Source organism: Pseudomonas sp. TMW22089, assembly GCF_022496645.1.
Classification (GTDB): domain Bacteria; phylum Pseudomonadota; class Gammaproteobacteria; order Pseudomonadales; family Pseudomonadaceae; genus Aquipseudomonas; species Aquipseudomonas paraversuta.
The window spans coordinates 25,360-42,843 of sequence record NZ_SCFG01000009.1 but is presented as its reverse complement, the minus strand read 5'-3'; the positions used below and the strand labels follow the sequence as shown (position 1 = coordinate 42,843).

Here is a 17,484-nt window from a genome sequence, read left to right as displayed (position 1 = left end):
TCCCGGTCATGGGGTCAAACTCCGCCGAAACTGCTGGCCAGGGTGCCGATAATCAACGCCCAGCCATCCACCAGCACGAACAGCATGATTTTGAACGGCAACGAAATGATCAGCGGCGAGAGCATCATCATGCCCATGGCCATCAGCACACTGGCCACCACCAGGTCGATGATCAAAAACGGGATGAAGATCATGAAGCCGATCTGGAATGCGGTTTTCAGCTCCGAGGTGACGAAGGCCGGCACCAGAATGGTCAGGGGCGCGGCATCCGGAGTGGCGATGTCGGTGCGCTTGGACAGGCGCATGAACAGTTCAAGGTCGCTGGTGCGGGTTTGCGCCAGCATGAAGTCCTTGAGCGGCACTTGCGCCTTGAGAATGGCGTCCTGGGCCGAGAGTTTTTCTGCCAGGTAAGGCTGCAAGGCGTCCTGGTTCACCTTGTCGAATACCGGCGCCATGATGAACATGGTGAGGAACAGCGCCATGCCGGTGAGAATCTGGTTCGACGGCGTTTGCTGCAGCCCCAGGGCCTGGCGCAGGATCGAAAACACAATGATGATCCGCGTGAAGCTGGTCATCAGCATGACGAACGCCGGAATAAAGCTCAGCGCGGTCATGATCAGCAAAATTTGCAGGCTGACCGAGTACTCTTGCTGGCCGTTGGCCCCGGTGCCCAGGGTGATCGCCGGAATCGACAGCGGATCGGCCCCGAACGCTACTGGTGCGAGCAACGTCAACAACAGCGCGACGACTAAACGCATTACGGCTTGTCCTTTTGCTGACCCAATACTTCCATCAATCGTTTGGCAAACTCGGGGGTTGCCGACTGCGTGGTACCCGGCACCTGCACCGGCTCCTTGAGCACGTGCAAGGGGGTGATACGCCCGGGCGTCAGGCCAAGCAGAATCTGCTCCTCGCCCACTTGCACCAGCACCAGCCGGTCGCGGGCACCCAAGGCCCGCGAACTGATCAACTCAATCACCTGCCCCTGTCGCGACCCGGTCTGCTGTACCCGGCGCAGCAGCCAGGCCAGGGCAAAGATCAGCCCCAGCACCAGCAACAAACCCAGCACCAGCTGTGTCAGCTGCCCGCCGATGCCACTGCCGATCACAGGTGCAGCGACAGGGGTGGCGCTGGCCAGCGGCTCGGCCGCCAGCACGCTCAGGGGTAAAGCCAGTAAACCGCCGAGAAGCCGCTTCACTTAACGCAGCTTCTTGATGCGTTCGCTTGGACTGATCACGTCAGTCAGGCGGATACCGAACTTTTCGTTGACCACCACCACTTCACCATGGGCAATCAGGGTGCCGTTGACCAGCACGTCCAGCGGCTCGCCGGCCAGACGATCAAGCTCGATGACCGAACCCTGATTGAGTTGCAACAGGTTGCGGATGTTGATGTCGGTGCTGCCCACTTCCATGGAGATGGAGACCGGAATATCCAGAATCACATCCAGGTTGGGACCATCCAGGGTGACCGGTTCGTTATTGCGCGGCACGCTGCCGAACTCTTCCATTGGCAAGCGGCTGGAGGCCGGCTTGGTGGCTGCATCGGCCGCCAGCAAGGCGTCGATATCCGCCTGCCCGACGTCGCCGGTTTCTTCCAGGGCCGCAGCCCATTCATCAGCCAGGGCCTGGTCTGCAGCACTTGTATCGTGTTCGGTAGCCATCGGGGAGTCCTCGGCGAGCAGTCAATCATTAACACAGCAATTTGGGGTGGACCGACGCCTAGCGCCGTCCGATGGGCTCGATCACTTGCAAGGCCAGATTGCCTTTGTGCGAGCCCAGTTTGACCTTGAACGCAGGCACGCCGTTGGCGCGCATCACCAGTTCGTCTTGTAGTTCGACGGGAATCACATCACCCGGCTGCATGTGCAAAATGTCCCGCAGACGCAATTGCCGGCGGGCCACGGTGGCGCTCAGTGGCACGCTGACATCCAGCACGTCCTCGCGCAAAGCCTTGCTCCAGCGTTCGTCCTGATCGTCGAGGTCGGACTGAAAACCGGCATCGAGCATCTCGCGTACCGGCTCGATCATCGAGTACGGCATGGTGACGTGCAGGTCTCCGCCACCGCCATCGAGCTCGATGTGAAAGGTTGACACCACGATCGCTTCGCTGGGGCCGACGATATTGGCCATTGCCGGGTTCACTTCCGAGTTGATGTACTCGAAATTGACTTCCATGATCGCCTGCCAGGCCTCCTTCAAATCGATGAAGGCCTGCTCCAGCACCATGCGCACCACCCGCAGTTCGGTGGGGGTGAATTCACGGCCTTCGATCTTGGCGTGACGGCCGTCACCGCCGAAGAAGTTGTCCACCAGCTTGAACACCAGCTTGGCATCGAGGATAAACAGCGCAGTGCCGCGCAACGGCTTGATCTTGACCAGGTTGAGACTGGTGGGCACGTACAGCGAGTGCACGTATTCACCGAATTTCATGACCTGTACCCCGCCCACCGCGACGTCCGCAGAGCGGCGCAGCATGTTGAACATGCTGATGCGGGTGTAACGGGCGAAACGCTCGTTGATCATTTCCAGGGTCGGCATGCGGCCCCGGACAATCCGGTCCTGACTGGTCAGGTCGTAACTTTTGACACTGCCGGGTTCGGCAGCTGCTTCGGCCTGTACCAGGCCATCATCGACACCATGCAACAGCGCGTCGATTTCATCCTGGGACAGCAGGTCTTGCACGGCCATGTCGTGATCCTACTGCAATACAAAGTTAGTAAAGAGCACCTGATCGACAACCACTTTTCCGAGTTCTTTCTGCGCCACTTCCTGAACGCTGGCAGTAGCTTTCTGACGAAGTATTTCCTGCCCCACCGGCGTCGCCAGGTCATCGAAGGTTTGCCCGGAGAACAGCATCACCAGATTGTTGCGGATCACTGGCATATGCACCTTGAGGGCGTTGAGGTCATTCTGGTCGCGCGCCTGCAAGGTCATGCTCACTTGCATATAGCGCTGGCGGCCATTGGCGTTGAAATTGACCACGAAGGCCGGCGCCATGGGTTCATAAATCGCAGGGAGCTTGATGTTTGCGTCAACCACAGGTGCGGACTCGCTCTTGGGGCCGCTCAGGAAATACCAGGTGGCGCCCACAGACAGGCCGATCGCCAGCAACACTGCCACTGCGACCAGGATGATCAGCTTCAATTTGCCTTTCTCGGCAGGGTCCTTCACTACGTCGCTCGTCGCCATGCCAATAATCCGTCGCTTTTCGGTTTTCACAGATGCTTGGGTAGGCAGAGCAAGTGTTATGCCAGAAGTGTCGGGATGTGGCAGAACACTGTAAGAGCACACCTGTGCAGGCGTGAGCCTGCTCGCCTGCACATTGAAAAAACCCGCGAGCAAGCTCGCGCCTAGAGGGGGAGCGAGGCTGTGGCTCAGGCGTAGTAATCCACCGCGCTGGAGCCGATAACCACGCTCGGCGCTACGCTGCCGGTGGTCGCGATTGCCGGCTCATCTTCGCCGGCACCTTCAAGCCGGTGACCACCAGAGGGGTTCTGCGCCTGCTGCTCCTGGCCCTGCCCCTGCCAGTTGCGCGACTGGTCCGAGACGTTGACGTCGACCTGCCCCATGCCCTGCTGGGCGAACATTTCACGCAAGCGGTGCATCTGGTTGTCCAGCGCCTCGCGCACCCCGGCGTGGGCACTGACGAAGTTGACCTGCGCGCTCTGGTCGGGGGCGATGTTGACCCGGATATCCAGCCGCCCCAACTCCGCCGGCTGCAACTGGATATCTGCCGATTTCAGGTTGGCGCTGGACAGGTACATCACACGATTGACCACCTCTTCGGTCCAGCCGCTCTGATGCATGGCCAAAGGCTGGTTGACCGGCAATGCATTGGCGGTTTTGGGTACCGCCGCCTGGGTGAGTGCAGCCAGGCGACTGGCGAAGTCATCCACCCGGGTATCGCTGGATGCGCTCTTCAGGTCTTTGAGGCCATCATCGAGCAGCCCCTTGAATACTTCCTCCCCCCCCTCGCCGGACGCTGAACCGTCGGCTTTCGGGTCGATCAGCATGGCAACCGCAGCGGTTTGCCCCTGAACAGTGGCCGGGGAATTCTCCAGTGCCGCATTTTTCCCCGGCGTCTGGCTACCGGCCGAGACATGCCCGCCCTGCTCCATGGCCAGGCGCACCGCAGGCATATCGTCCAGGGGATCGGCCTCAGGATCGAAACTGTCATCCTCCACCGGTAGCGGCTGCAGCTGTGCTTGCGCCGCAGCGGCCAATTGCGCGGCTTGCACCTCGGGCTGCGCCGGCTCTACCGGCACTGCAGCTTCAGCCGCAGGCGGCGCTACCACTGCCTGCACCGGCACAGTCGCCTCGTCGCGCACCCCGTCAGCGGCATCTTGCTGACTTGCGCTGCCGGTGTCTTTGGTCTTGCCAGCAGGCAAGGTCTTGCCGCTATCGGCAACCGCCGGCGGTCTTTCAGACGCCTGGTCGCTGCCCTGATTACGCTTGGCGAGCGCTCCCGCAGAGGGTTCCCGCACATGACTCAAGGGCTTGGTTTCAGACGCTTTCGCATACACCCTGGAAAAGGGTTCAGCTCCGGATTTAGCGGGCTCGGTGCCAGACAGGGGAGTTTTGACCGCAGGCGTTTTGGACGCAGCAGTACCGGAGGTCTGAAGAAAGGGATTGGCGGCAAGGGGCATTAACAGGTCTCCACTGTACGGCTGGCATAGGTACAGGTGGATGAGTCAGAGCAAGGTTCGGGCCAGCTTTGGCCGAATCAGCCGGAGGCAAAGTTCGACGGGTTGAAACGCTGGCGCTCGGCACGATAAAGACGACGCACCATCTGGTATTCATCGTCGATTTTGACGACCAGTTCCTTGATGCCGGCCAGCGGCTTCTTTTGCGCGCGCTCTTCAAGCAGGCCGCACAGATGCGCCAAACGAATGGCACCCATGTTGCTGCTGCTGCCTTTGAAGCTGTGGGCGACCAGACTCAGGTCGTGGGCTTCGTGTGTGCTGCGCAGTTGATCCAGACGCTCTTCGGAATCAGAAAGAAAGGTGTCGAGCAAATCCTCAAACCCGCCTTCCATTACGTCCCGCAACGCACTGACTACCTTTGGATCCATATGAATGTCGGACACTTGTTCACTCCTTGATCAAGAATGATCGGATTATGCCAGAGCCTCCCATGAAAACTCTACGGTCGCACTGCGACCATCGGCGGACCATTGCGCTGCAGGGCACAGTTGGCGTACCAAACTCACCCCACGCCCCGACAAACGGTTCAGGTCCAGCGGTCTGGACAGCACTGTTGCAACATCAAAACCCTCACCACTGTCGTCTACCTGCAGCAATAAGCGCCCGCCCCGTGGCACAGGTTCGACCTGCACCCGCACCCGTACAAACCCGCTTCGCAGCGCTGCCAGACGTTCATTACGCAACTGGTAATAGCGGGCAAACCCCCGGGCATCTCGCTTGAGCCGTGAATCAAGGCCCAGAACGCCGTGCTCCAGGGCATTGCTGTAAAGCTCGGACAGTACCGCATGAATCACTGCACCCCGGGCCCGCAAGCCGTGAACCTCCATCAGCAATTGCAACAGATAGGGCAGCGGATTGAACCGTTGCAGCGTGGCCCCGCGGAATTCAAAGCTGGCCGACCAGTCCAGCGGGCTGCACTGGTCACTGTCGGAATAAGGCATGACCGGCACATCCAGAGGCTGCGGCAACTGTGACGTGATCTGCACCATGCTCACATCATCACGGGAATGGCCCTGGAAATCGTGCAGGGCCTGTTCGACCTCGGCAATCAGCATGTGCGGCTGGCGATTGGCATCCAGTACCTGCTGCAAGCGCTCAACTCCGAACAGCTGCTCATCCGGGCCGCTGGTGTCGATCACACCATCGGTCAGTAAAAACAGCTGGTCACCGGGCAGCATTGGCCATACACGGGTGGAGTGATCGAAGGCTTCGGCACGCAATACGCCCAACGGCAGGTGCTGCGAGGTCAATGCCCTGCGCTGCCCCGTGGCCCGGGCTTGCAGATAGCCATCGGGCATGCCGCCGTTCCAGACTTCGACACTGCGCCGCTGGGCACTGACGCACAGCACCGTGGCGCAGCAAAACATGTCGACGGGCAGGATGCCCTGGAGCTTGGCGTTCATTTCCCGGAGCATTTCGGCCAGCCCGTAGCCTTTGGCCGTCATGCTGTAAAACACTTCTGCCAAAGGCATGGCACCAATCGCAGCCGGCAGGCCGTGCCCGGTAAAGTCGGCCAAAAGAAGATGGGTATCTCCGGTCGGGGTGTAGGCCGCCAGCAATAAATCACCATTGAACAAGGCATAGGGCGATTGCAGGTAACTGATATTCGGCGCGCTCAGACAGCCCGCGTGTGCCACCCGGTCAAACACGGCCTTGGCCACCCGCTGCTCGTTGAGCAAGTAATCGTTATGCCGAGCGATCTGGTCACGCTGTTGCAGCACGGTTTCCTGCAGACGCCGCATCCGGTCCATCACGGTGATTTTCGCCGCCAGCAGCATGGGGTTGTAAGGCTTGCTCAGCACGTCGTCGCCGCCGACCTCGAGACTGCGGGCCAGGGCATCGGCCTGATTCAGGGACGTGAGAAAAATGATCGGTACCAGCACCTCGCCCGCCAATGCTTTGATCTGGCGCGCGGCCTCGAATCCGTCCATCACTGGCATCACAGCATCCATCAACACCAGCTGTGGACGCTCCCGGGCAAACAGCGCTACGGCTTCAGCACCATTGGCTGCCAGCAGCACGTTATGCCCCTGAAGCTGCACAATGCTCGACAACAGCAGGCGGTCAGCGCTGCTGTCCTCGGCAATCAACACGGTCAAGGAGGTGTTCACGTGATATCGAACAGTTTGTCGAAGTTGGAAATATTGAAAATCTTGAGCACATCCGGGTTGCTGTTGATCACCCTGATTTCTGCGTTGTCGCCGCCGGCATGGTCGCGCAGCAACAACAGCATGCCCAGCGCCGAACTGTCGACGTAGGTCGCTTCCTTCAGATCCACCACGCATTCGGTATCAGAGTCGAGCTTTTCGTAAGCCTCACGAAATTGCTGATGCTTGGCAAAGTCGAACCGGCCTTTGATCGCGATCGTCAGCTTGCGGCCATCTGCGGAGATTTCAGACGTCACTGCCATGGGGGAGCTCCCGTGTCGGGTTTCGGGTTGACCCGCAAACTATAGACGCTCTGAAACCCAGGGAGTGACGCCGCACAAACTCTGTAGGAGCGAGCCTGCTCGCGAGCAAGCTCGCTCCTACAGGAGAGGGGGGATTTCAGTAAGGATTGTTACGCGGTAAACGCTGGGACAGCTCGTCCATCAGTTTTTGCTCGCGCTTGTCTTCCAGCTGGCGGGCTTCTTCGGCGTAACGCTGGACCAGTTTGCGCAGCCCTTCCACCCGGGCATAGGCCTGTTGCCAGGTTTCGCGGGCCTTGTTGAGGTTGTTCTCATGCCAGACCAGGCTTTGGCGCTGCTGCCCGACGGCGGTTTCAAGCTGGTTGAGGAAGTATTGATAGTTGCGCAACCATTGCCCCGTGACGCCCTGGCTGCCGCGCTCAATCCATTGCGACTGGTATTCCCCGCGGAAGTTTTCCAGGTCGCCGAGTTTGCTGTTGGCCAGATTGACCTGGCCCTGGAAATGCCCCAGCCGCTGCGCTGCGGCCTTCTCGGTTTTTTCGGCCATGTCCACCACCGGCGCCAGACGCGCTGCCCTTCCATCACTGGCCATGGTCGATTAACCGCCCGCGGCCGGAGCGAAGATTGTCCCCAGATGACCAGCACTTTCACCCAGGCTGATATTGTCGTTCAGCCCCTGGCGCAGGTACGCCACCATCGCTGGCTGCAAGGCAATCGCGGTATCGGTTTCGCGATCGCCGCCGGGCACGTATGCCCCCACGCTGATCAAGTCCCGGGCCTGCTGGAAGCGCGACCACAACTGCTTGAACTGCTGGGCACGACGCATGTGTTCCGGGGTAACCACTGACGGCATCACCCGGCTGATGGACGCTTCAATGTCGATCGCCGGGTAATGACCTTCTTCGGCCAGACGCCGGGACAGCACAATGTGCCCGTCAAGCACGCCCCGCGCCGAGTCAGCGATCGGGTCCTGCTGGTCATCGCCTTCGGACAGCACGGTGTAAAACGCAGTGATCGAGCCGCCCCCGGCTTCGGCGTTACCGGCCCGCTCCACCAGCTTGGGCAACTTGGCAAATACCGAAGGCGGATAGCCCTTGGTGGCCGGAGGCTCGCCAATGGCCAAGGCAATTTCACGCTGGGCCTGGGCAAATCGGGTGAGCGAGTCCATCAACAGCAACACGTTCTTGCCCTTGTCACGAAAGTATTCGGCAATACGTGTGCAGTACATGGCCGCGCGCAGACGCATCAGCGGCGCATCGTCAGCCGGGGATGCCACCACCACAGAACGCTTGAGGCCCTCCTCGCCGAGGATGTGCTCGATGAATTCCTTCACCTCGCGACCCCGTTCGCCGATCAGCCCGACCACGATGATGTCGGCCTCGGTAAAGCGGGTCATCATGCCCAGCAGCACACTCTTGCCCACGCCAGTACCGGCAAACAGGCCCAGACGCTGTCCACGGCCGACCGTCAATAAACCGTTGATGCTGCGAATGCCCACGTCCAGCGGCACGCTGATGGGATCACGCTTGAGCGGGTTGATGGCCGGGCCATCCATCGGCACCCAGTCTTCGGCCTTCATCCCGCCCTTGCCGTCCAGCGGCCGCCCCGCACCATCGAGTACACGACCGAGCATGCTCATGCCCATTGGCAAGCGACCGTTATCGGCCAGGGGCACCACCCGGGCACCCGGGGCGATTCCGGCGACACTGCCAACGGGCATCAAAAAAATCTTGCTGCCCGAAAACCCCATCACCTCGGCTTCGACTTGCACCGGGTGAAAACTGTCATCGTTGATCACCAGACAGCGACTGCCCATGGCCGCGCGCAGACCTTCGGCTTCCAGGGTCAGGCCGACCATGCGCAACAGGCGGCCTTCGACTACCGGCTGCGCGGGCAATGCGACCACCGGGGCATAGGCGCCCAGGCGCCTGGCGAAGCTGGTGCGCTTAAGGTGCATCGGGCTGGTCCAGATCGACGTCGATGTCCGGCGCGGCCGGGTGCAATGCCTGCTCGTGAAGCTGATCGAACAGCTGACTCATCGCCTGTTTGATCCGGGTTTCGATACTGGCATCGATGCGACTGTGTTCGGTTTCGATACGGCAGCCGCCCGCTTGCAGGCTGTCGTCTTCGACGATTTTCCAGCGTTCGTCGTGACGCTCGCGCAAGGCCTTGATCTGATCGAAGTCTTGGGGATTGATAAACAGGCGAATGTTATCGGCACCCATGGGCAACAGCTTCAGGCCCTCGCGCAATACCTGTTCGATCTGCCTGGAATCGGTTTTAAGTTCGCGCTGGATCACTTGGCGGGTCATGTGCTCGACCAGGCCGACCATGGCTTTTTCCAGCTGCTGGTCCTGCTCGGCCAGCGGCGCCATCAGGCTGCTCATCAAGCGTTCAAGGCTGGCCACCCTGGCCGCCAGAGCGACCTCGGCTTCCTGGCGCACCTTGAGCTGAGTGCTGTGAAAGCCTTCCTTTTCACCCGTGGCAAAGCCTTCGTTGTAGGCTTCCTGGCGGATGCTTTCGAGCTCCTCAAGGGTCAGCGGCTGGACTTCATCCAGCGGCACCTCCTGCATCTCGACCGGCGGCTCCTCGACCACCTCGGGCTCAACCTCGAGCGGCTCGCGCCACGGGTCAAAGCTGGGCAGGCCCCATACGTCGAAGGCCCCCACATCCTTGGCGCGAATCACATCTCCGGGCGACTCACCATTGCTCACTTAGATCATCTCTTCGCCGCCCTTCCCGCCGAGAACGATTTCTCCGGCTTCGGCCATTCGGCGGGCGATGGTGAGGATTTCTTTCTGTGCGGTTTCGACATCGCTGACCCGTACCGGGCCTTTGGCTTCCAGGTCGTCGCGCAGCAATTCGGCGGCCCGCTTGGACATGTTCTTGAAGATTTTTTCCTGCACGTTCTCGTCGGAGCCCTTGAGGGCCAGTACCAGCACGTCGGAGGACACTTCGCGCAGCAGCGCCTGAATGCCGCGGTCGTCGACATCCGCCAGGTTGTTGAAGACAAACATGAGGTCTTCGATCTGCCCGGACAGGTCTTCGTCGATGTCGCGAATCGAGTCCATCAGTTGAGATTCCATCGAGCTGTCGAGGAAGTTCATGATGTCGGCCGCCCGCTTGATGCCGCCCAAAGAGGTGCGCGCAGCGTTGGAGTTGCCGGAGAACTGCTTTTCGAGGATCTGGTTCAGCTCTTTAAGTGCCGCCGGCTGCACGGTGTTGAGCGAGGAAACGCGCAGGATGATGTCCAGCCGCGCCTTTTGATCAAAGTGGCCGAGCACTTCGCCCGCCTGATCGGGGTCGAGATAGGCCACCACAATGGCCTGAATCTGCGGGTGTTCAAAACGGATCACGTCCGCCACGGCACGGGGTTCCATCCACTTCAGGCTGTCGAGGCCGCTGGTGTTGCCACCCAGCAGGATGCGATCGATCAGGCCGTTGGCTTTGTCTTCGCCCAGGGCCGATGTGAGCATTTTGCGAATGTAACTGTCGGAGCCGACCCCCAGGCTGGTCTGGTCACCGACGATCTCGACGAACTCGCTCATCACCTGTTCAACCTGCTCGCGGTGCACGTTGCGCATTTGCGCCATCGCCACACCCACCCGTTGGACTTCTTTGGGCCCCATATGGCGCAGTACCTGGGCCGCATCAGACTCGCCGAGGGACAGCAGCAAAATGGCTGCCTTGTCGACCCGGGTCAGCTTGGCGTTGGCAGCAGCTCGGTTATCACTCATCAGCGTTGATCCACTCTTTTACCACCTGAGCCACACGGCCCGGGTCTTCAGCCACCAGACTCTTGATGGCGTTCAACTGCGCGTCATAGCCTTCGCTCGGGCTCGGCAGCATGATGCTCTGCGGGCCCCCAAGGCTGACGCGATCGTTGGCCAGTTCGCCATCCAGGCTGCCCATCTCGGCATCACTGCCAATACCCGCCACCTGCTTGTTGCGGCCATGGCCGGTGATGTTGTTCAGCACCGGACGCAACACCCCGAACACCAGCACCAGAATGAACAGCACACCCAGCACTTGCTTGAGCACATCCCAGAACCAGGGCTGGGAATAGAACGGAATATCGGCAACCACTTCCGCGCGTTCGGTGGAGAACGGCACGTTGATCACGCTGACACTGTCGCCACGACTGGCATCAAAACCCACCGCGTCCTGCACCAGCCGGGTAAAACGTGCCAGTTGATCGCTGGTCCATGGCACCTGGGTAACTTCACCGTTGGCCGGGTTGATGTTGACCTTGTCGTCGATCACCACCGCCACGGACAGGCGATTGACCCGACCCTGCTGCTGCTTGGTGTGGCTGATGGAGCGGTCCAGTTCAAAGTTGCGGGTCGATTGCGAGCGCTTGTCTGCCGGGTACGGGGCCAACATCGGCTGGCCGGTCGCCGGGTCCATGATTTGTTGACCATTGGCATCCAGCAGCGGTTGGCCGGGCTGAATCATGCCCGCGCCTGCTGCACCGCCCTGGGCGGTTTGTTGCGGCGCCGACGCCGGGCTCGGGGGCTGATTGCTCAGCGCCCCGGGAACACCCTGCGGGCCATTGCTGGCGGTGCGCTGCTCGCTGGTGGACTGCTCGCTGCGCAGGGCCGGCTGATCCGGGTTGAACTGCTCGGAGGTGGACTCGACTGCGCTGAAATCAACATCGGCAGACACTTCCGCCTTGTAGCGGTCATTGCCCAGCACCGGCTGCAGGATGTTGTGCACCCTCTGGGTCAGCATGCTTTCCATGCGTCGGCTGTAGTCGAACTGCTTGCTGGCCATGGTCAGCTCGGAGTTTTGCGCCTGATCGGACAACAGGTTGCCTTTCTGGTCGACAACCGTGATCTGCGACTTGTTCAGCTCCGGAACGCTGGTGGCCACCAGATTGATGATCGCCTGCACCTGGCCCGGCTCCAGCGAACGGCCGCCGTACAGCTCGACCAGCACCGAGGCGCTGGGCTTGCGCTCATCGCGCACGAACACCGAGCTCTTGGGGATCGCCAGGTGCACCCGGGCGCCCTTGACGTTGTTGAGGCTGGAAATGGTGCGCGCCAGTTCGCCTTCCAGGCCACGGCGATAGCGGGTGGCTTCCATGAACTGGCTAGTGCCCAGGCCCTGGTCTTTATCCAGGATTTCAAAGCCGATATTGCTGTCGGTAGGCGTGACGCCGGCGGCGGCAAGTTTTAGCCGGGCACGGGAGACGTCATCGGCCTTGACCAGCAAGGCGCCAGAGTTGGGCTCAACGGTGTAGGCAATGTCGGCGGCGGCCAGGGTTTCCATGACCTGCTTGGCATCCATACCGGCCAGGCTGCCGTACAGCGGCCGGTAATCGGGTTGTTGCGACCACAGCACCACGGCAAAGCCAATCGCCACGCTCGCAGCCAGACCGACCATAAGGCCGACCTGACGCAACATGGTCATTTCGGCCAGGTTGTCCAGAAAAGACAACCCGAACAGCGGCGCTTTGCCGCCGGCCGGGCCTGGATTGGCCGGAACGTTATCCGGGAGTGCATCAGCCATGACTTAATATCGTCCTTAAACCGGCATCTGCATGATGTCTTGGTACGCCTGAACCAGCTTGTTACGCACTTGGGTCAATGCCTGAAAGGAGACGCTGGCTTTTTGCGACGCAATCATCACGTCAGTCAGATCAACGCCGGTTTTGCCGATTTCGAACGCGTTCGACAACTGACTCGACGCCTGCTGCGTCTCACTGACCTTGTTGATCGCATTGCCGAGCATGTCGGAGAAGCTGCTGGCACCCGCTTCGGGAACGGCCTGCACAGCCGATTTCGGTTGGGCCATGGCGTCCATTTGCATGGCCCGCATGTCCAACATCAATCGATTAAATTCAATACCTTGGCTCATGGACGACTGCCTCCGACGACCCGCAATTTTTTGACACTTTCACAACGCATCCTGGGGTGTAGCAACAAGGGTGCCAGCTCTTTGTCGTTTTCGAAGAATTAACGTTACCAATCGTCGCAGGCAGAAACCCCCGTTGTCGCTGAAGAGGCACCAAGCTGCGATCGGATGCGCAGCGGCCGCGAAGCCAGCACAACGCCATCGCAGCCTCGTCAGCGACTACAGCCACGGCCCCGGTTACGTCGCGGCAAACAGGCAGGCCTCGACATCCATCCCGGCATCGCGCATTTGCGCCAGCTTGTAGCGCAATGTGCGCGGGCTGATGCCCAGGCGCTCGGCGGCCTCTTTGCGACGGCCGCGCTCGGCGCGCAAGGTCTCGATGATCATCTCGAACTCGCGGCGACGCAGATCATCACCCAGCGCTCCCGACGACTCGGCCGTATCAAGCGGCAAGGATTCGACCAAAACCGGCAATGGCGCGCACGCCACCGGACCTGCCAGGCAGAAGTCCGGCGCTTCAATCAAACCGCCCTGCTGTAGGATCAGCGCCCGCTGAATCGCGTTGTCCAGCTCCCGTACATTGCCCGGCCACGCATAGGTGGTCAGACAGGCTCTGGCCTGGGGCGAAAAGCGCACCGCGGTGTGCTTCATTTTGCTGATGTACTTGGCCAACAAGCGCTCGGCCAACGGCAGGATGTCCGCGGTGCGCTCGCGTAACGGGCGCCAGGCCAGAGGAAAGACCGAAAGCCGGTAGTACAGGTCCTCGCGAAAACGCCCCGCTGCCACCTCCCCCGCCAGATCACGGTTGGTGGTGGCGACTACGCGGATATCCAGCGCAATCGGCTTGCGCCCGCCGACCCGCTCGACTTCGCGCTCTTGCAGCACCCGCAACAATTTGGCCTGCAACCCCAGGGGCATTTCGCTGATTTCGTCGAGCAGCAAGGTGCCGCCGTCCGCCTGTTCGAACTTGCCCGCCTGCGCCGCAATGGCCCCGGTGAACGAACCTTTTTCATGGCCGAACAAGGTGGCTTCGAGCATGTTGTCGGGGATTGCCGCGCAGTTGATTGCCACAAACGGCTGACTGCTGCGGTGCGAATGCTGGTGGATGTAGCGCGCGAGCACTTCTTTGCCGGTGCCCGACTCGCCCGAGATCAGCACCGTGGAGTCGCTGCGGGCCACTCGCGCCGCCAGATCGAGCAATTGCAGGCTGGCCGGCTCAACCGCCACCGGTCCCTGGCTGTCTGCCGCCCCAAGGCTACCCAGCGCATGCCGGGCGACCAGATCCAGCAGCGCCCGGGGCTCAAACGGCTTCACCAGATAGTCCGCCGCACCCTGGCGCATGGCATCCACGGCGCGCTCGACGGCGCCATGGGCGGTCATCAGCAACACCGGCAATTGCGGCTGGCTGACACGCAACCGGCCAAGCAATTGGTGCCCGTCCATACCAGGCATATTGACGTCGCTGATCACCAGGCTGAATGACTCGCCAGCAACTGCCTCCAGCGCTTCTTCGGCCGATGCCACCGCGCGAAAACCGTGCCCGGCCAGCAACAGGGTGTCCGCCAGGGCTTCACGCAGAGCGCGATCGTCTTCGACCAGTAAAACCTTGATTGCCATCGCCATCAGTTTTCCTGCGCCTCGCCTGGAATCAGCGGCAAGCTGAGCAAGGCACAAGTGCCGCGCCCCGGCCGCGAGTGTAAAAGCAGCTGACCCTGATGGGCCCGGGCCACTGCATTGACCACCGCCAGGCCCAGCCCGGTACCGGTGGCCCTGGTGGTGAAAAACGGCTCGCCCAGACGCTCCAGCACCTTGGGCTCGATGCCGCTGCCGCTGTCACTGACGCACAGGCGCAAGGTGTTGTCACGGGCGTACAGATGAACCTTGAGCCGCACCTGAGGTGTACCGGCTTGCAGGGCATTTTCGATCAGGTTGAGCAATGCACCGACCAGGGTGTCACGGTTACACAACACAAGACCGCCATAAGCGTCGCACTGCCAGCGCATCGACACGCCCTGAACATGGGTCTGGGCTGCGGCTTGCAGGGCCTGCATCAAGGCCTTGGGGGCAACTTTATCGGTCAGCGGCAGCTCGCCACGGGCAAACACCAGCATGTCGCGCACCTGGTGCTCCAGCTCATGCAGACGCTCCTTGAGACGCCCGGCAAAGCGCTGCTGGGTTTCGACGGGAAGCACCTGTTCAGTCAGATGGCTGGCGTAGATCAGTGCCGCCGACAGCGGCGTGCGGATCTGATGGGCGAGCGAAGCGACCATGCGCCCCAACGAAGATAAACGCTCATGGCGGGCGAGTTGATCTTGCAGGCGCCGGGTTTCTGTCAGGTCGTTGAGCAATACCAGTTGCCCGGGCTCTGCATCCAGCGATCGGGTGGCAATCGACAGGCGCCGCCCGTCTTTGAGCGATACCTCGTGCCCGTCATCTTCACGGGGGGCAAAGCAGCGGGCGATCACGTGGCGCCACAGCTCGCCCTCCAGGGGCAAGCCAAGCAGCTCGCTGGCCGCAGGATTAGCCTCGCGCACAAGGCCGCGGTCATCAATCACGATGACCCCGCCCGGTAATAGATCGAGGAGGTTTTGCAGGCGGTTGGCCAGCCGTTCTTTCTCCGCAAGTTCCGCCATGCGTTGGGCGCTGACAAATGCCAGTTCGCCTTTAAGCTCGGTGACCCGGGCTTCGAGCAGACTGTAGGAATCGGTCAACTGGGTCGACATTTGATTGAACAGCGAGAACGCGTGCTCCAGTTGCGCCGGAGTAGACGGCGTAGCCCCCAGCGACATGGCTTGCCCTGCGAGATCAGGGCCAGAGGACTGTTGGGCTATGTGCGGCATGGGGCGTTCTCGCTTGGCTGACCGTCATAAAACGGTTCGTTGACCCAAGCGGTGCAATACCCGTGCCTAAAGAAGCGGCTTGAAACTGTACCGGCGCAAGCCCGCGGGTGATGGCGGCTTCCGGGCATCCTGGAGCAACAGACTCGCGAGCTGGCTCGCTGCTACAGAGTCAAAAGCAGTAGCAGGCGTCAATCCTCCGCCGGCTCTTCCCCGTCGCGACGGCTCATGCCGTATTTGCGCATTTTCTCGACCAGGGTGGTACGGCGAATGCGCAGGCGCTCGGCGGCGCGGGCGACAATGCCATTGGCGTCATCCAGCGCTTGCTGGATCAACCCTTGCTCCAGACCACCGAGGTAGTCCTTGAGGTCCAGGCCTTCAGGGGGCAGCATCGCCGTGGCGCTGAAGTCCTGGGTGCTGTTGTTGATCGCCACCCGCTCTTCCATGTCGCTGAACAGGGTGTCGACCAGGTTCTCGTCTTCGTCGTCCACGTAGCGAAATTTCTTCGGCAGTTCGGCGACGCCAATCACCCCGTACGGATGCATGATCGCCATGCGCTCAACCATATTGGCCAGCTCGCGGACATTGCCCGGCCATGCATGACGGCAGAGCGACATGATGGCGCCGGAGTTGAAGCGGATGGAGCCGCGTTTTTCGTGCTCCATGCGCGAAATCAGCTCGTTCATCAGCAACGGGATATCTTCGACCCGCTCGCGCAGGGGCGCCATTTCGATCGGGAAGACGTTGAGGCGGTAGTACAGGTCTTCGCGAAAAGCGCCGACTTCAATCATGCTTTCGAGGTTTTTATGGGTGGCGGCGATGATCCGCACATCAGCGCTTTGGGTCTTGTTGCTACCCACACGCTCAAAGGTTCTTTCCTGCAGGACGCGTAGCAGTTTGACCTGCATCGGCAACGGCATATCGCCGATTTCATCGAGGAACAGCGTGCCGCCATTGGCCAGTTCTAAACGCCCGGCGCGGCTGGTGATTGCGCCGGTGAAGGCGCCCTTCTCATGGCCGAACAACTCGCTTTCAAGCAACTCTGCGGGAATCGCCCCGCAGTTAACCGGCACAAATGGCGCGTCGCGGCGTTTGGAGTGGTAATGCAGATTGCGTGCGACCACTTCCTTGCCGGTTCCGGACTCGCCGAGGATCAACACGCTGGCGTCGGTATCGGCCACTTGCTGCATCATTTGCCGCACATGCTGAATCGCCCGGCTGGTGCCCACCAGACTGCGGAACAAGTTGGGTTCGCGATGACGGCCGCGCTCGCGGGCCTGGTCATACATCTCGCGATAGACCTGGGCACGGTGCAGGGAATCGAGGAGTTTGCTGTAGCTGGGGGGCATTTCGAGGCTGGATAAAACGCGGCGGCGCTGGTCTTCCGGCAGGTCGACCGCAGAAATTTCACCTAAAAGCATGATCGGCAGGAACTCATCCCACCCGGCCAGTGTCTTAAGCAGGCTGGAAACACCGCCAGCGATGCTGACAGTACCTACCAGCACGCAGAGCACTTCGCGACTGGACGACAAACAGCTGACAGCCTGCTCCCACTCAAGGCTGGAGCTGGCCAAATTTTCTTCACCCAGAAAATTCAGAATCACCGCTAAATCGCGGCGGCGGACGCTATCGTCATCGATCAGCAGAATTTTGGTTTCACGCCACATGCAATAGCAACT

General features: G+C 60.9%; 18 protein-coding genes. All 18 read right to left on the bottom strand.

Annotation, left to right across the window (positions count from 1 at the left end; genetic code table 11):
• Positions 1-14: 14 nt before the first annotated feature.
• Positions 15-758, bottom strand: a complete 744-nt coding sequence (fliP, locus tag EQV90_RS10980) for a flagellar type III secretion system pore protein FliP (RefSeq protein ID WP_003441875.1) — start codon at positions 756-758, stop codon at positions 15-17.
• Positions 758-1,198, bottom strand: coding sequence for a flagellar biosynthetic protein FliO (gene fliO, locus EQV90_RS10975; protein WP_003441874.1), 441 nt, complete (start codon positions 1,196-1,198; stop codon positions 758-760). The genes fliP and fliO overlap by 1 nt, the downstream gene beginning before the upstream one ends.
• Positions 1,199-1,663 carry a flagellar motor switch protein FliN gene (gene fliN / locus EQV90_RS10970; RefSeq protein ID WP_003441873.1) on the bottom strand — a complete coding sequence of 155 codons (465 nt, stop codon included), beginning with the start codon at positions 1,661-1,663 and terminating at the stop codon, positions 1,199-1,201.
• A gap of 58 nt (positions 1,664-1,721) precedes the next feature.
• Positions 1,722-2,690, bottom strand: a complete 969-nt coding sequence (gene fliM, locus EQV90_RS10965) for a flagellar motor switch protein FliM (RefSeq protein ID WP_003441872.1) — start codon at positions 2,688-2,690, stop codon at positions 1,722-1,724.
• Positions 2,691-2,699: 9 nt separating this feature from the next.
• A complete protein-coding gene (fliL, locus tag EQV90_RS10960) occupies positions 2,700-3,191 on the bottom strand; it encodes a flagellar basal body-associated protein FliL (RefSeq protein ID WP_003441871.1) in 492 nt (163 codons plus the stop codon).
• Between the two features lie 185 nt (positions 3,192-3,376).
• Positions 3,377-4,648, bottom strand: a complete 1,272-nt coding sequence (locus EQV90_RS10955; protein WP_240878098.1) for a flagellar hook-length control protein FliK — start codon at positions 4,646-4,648, stop codon at positions 3,377-3,379.
• Positions 4,649-4,725: 77 nt separating this feature from the next.
• Positions 4,726-5,088, bottom strand: coding sequence for an Hpt domain-containing protein (locus EQV90_RS10950; RefSeq protein ID WP_003441860.1), 363 nt, complete (start codon positions 5,086-5,088; stop codon positions 4,726-4,728).
• A 30-nt stretch (positions 5,089-5,118) separates the two neighbouring features.
• On the bottom strand, positions 5,119-6,816 hold the full coding sequence (locus tag EQV90_RS10945) for a fused response regulator/phosphatase (protein ID WP_240878097.1): 1,698 nt from the start codon (positions 6,814-6,816) through the stop codon (positions 5,119-5,121).
• Entirely contained in the window at positions 6,813-7,115 is a 303-nt protein-coding gene (locus tag EQV90_RS10940; protein ID WP_003441855.1) for an STAS domain-containing protein, read from the bottom strand. Before EQV90_RS10940 ends, EQV90_RS10945 begins: the two co-directional genes overlap by 4 nt.
• Before the next feature lie 136 nt (positions 7,116-7,251).
• Positions 7,252-7,704 carry a flagellar export protein FliJ gene (gene fliJ / locus EQV90_RS10935; protein ID WP_003441852.1) on the bottom strand — a complete coding sequence of 151 codons (453 nt, stop codon included), beginning with the start codon at positions 7,702-7,704 and terminating at the stop codon, positions 7,252-7,254.
• Positions 7,705-7,710: 6 nt separating this feature from the next.
• On the bottom strand, positions 7,711-9,069 hold the full coding sequence (gene fliI, locus EQV90_RS10930; protein ID WP_003441848.1) for a flagellar protein export ATPase FliI: 1,359 nt from the start codon (positions 9,067-9,069) through the stop codon (positions 7,711-7,713).
• Positions 9,059-9,826: a flagellar assembly protein FliH gene (fliH, locus tag EQV90_RS10925; RefSeq protein WP_010656437.1), complete on the bottom strand. Its 768-nt coding sequence runs from the start codon at positions 9,824-9,826 to the stop codon at positions 9,059-9,061. Before fliH ends, fliI begins: the two co-directional genes overlap by 11 nt.
• Positions 9,827-10,849, bottom strand: coding sequence for a flagellar motor switch protein FliG (fliG, locus tag EQV90_RS10920; RefSeq protein ID WP_003441844.1), 1,023 nt, complete (start codon positions 10,847-10,849; stop codon positions 9,827-9,829).
• Complete coding sequence (fliF, locus tag EQV90_RS10915) at positions 10,842-12,623, bottom strand: flagellar basal-body MS-ring/collar protein FliF (protein ID WP_240878096.1); 1,782 nt, start codon at positions 12,621-12,623, stop codon at positions 10,842-10,844. The genes fliG and fliF overlap by 8 nt, the downstream gene beginning before the upstream one ends.
• Before the next feature lie 15 nt (positions 12,624-12,638).
• Positions 12,639-12,971 carry a flagellar hook-basal body complex protein FliE gene (fliE, locus tag EQV90_RS10910; protein WP_003441837.1) on the bottom strand — a complete coding sequence of 111 codons (333 nt, stop codon included), beginning with the start codon at positions 12,969-12,971 and terminating at the stop codon, positions 12,639-12,641.
• Positions 12,972-13,205: 234 nt separating this feature from the next.
• Positions 13,206-14,585 carry a sigma-54 dependent transcriptional regulator gene (locus EQV90_RS10905; RefSeq protein ID WP_003441834.1) on the bottom strand — a complete coding sequence of 460 codons (1,380 nt, stop codon included), beginning with the start codon at positions 14,583-14,585 and terminating at the stop codon, positions 13,206-13,208.
• Between the two features lie 5 nt (positions 14,586-14,590).
• Positions 14,591-15,757, bottom strand: a complete 1,167-nt coding sequence (locus EQV90_RS10900) for an ATP-binding protein (protein ID WP_003441830.1) — start codon at positions 15,755-15,757, stop codon at positions 14,591-14,593.
• A 239-nt stretch (positions 15,758-15,996) separates the two neighbouring features.
• Positions 15,997-17,472 carry a sigma-54 dependent transcriptional regulator gene (locus EQV90_RS10895; protein WP_240878095.1) on the bottom strand — a complete coding sequence of 492 codons (1,476 nt, stop codon included), beginning with the start codon at positions 17,470-17,472 and terminating at the stop codon, positions 15,997-15,999.
• Positions 17,473-17,484 lie beyond the last annotated feature (12 nt).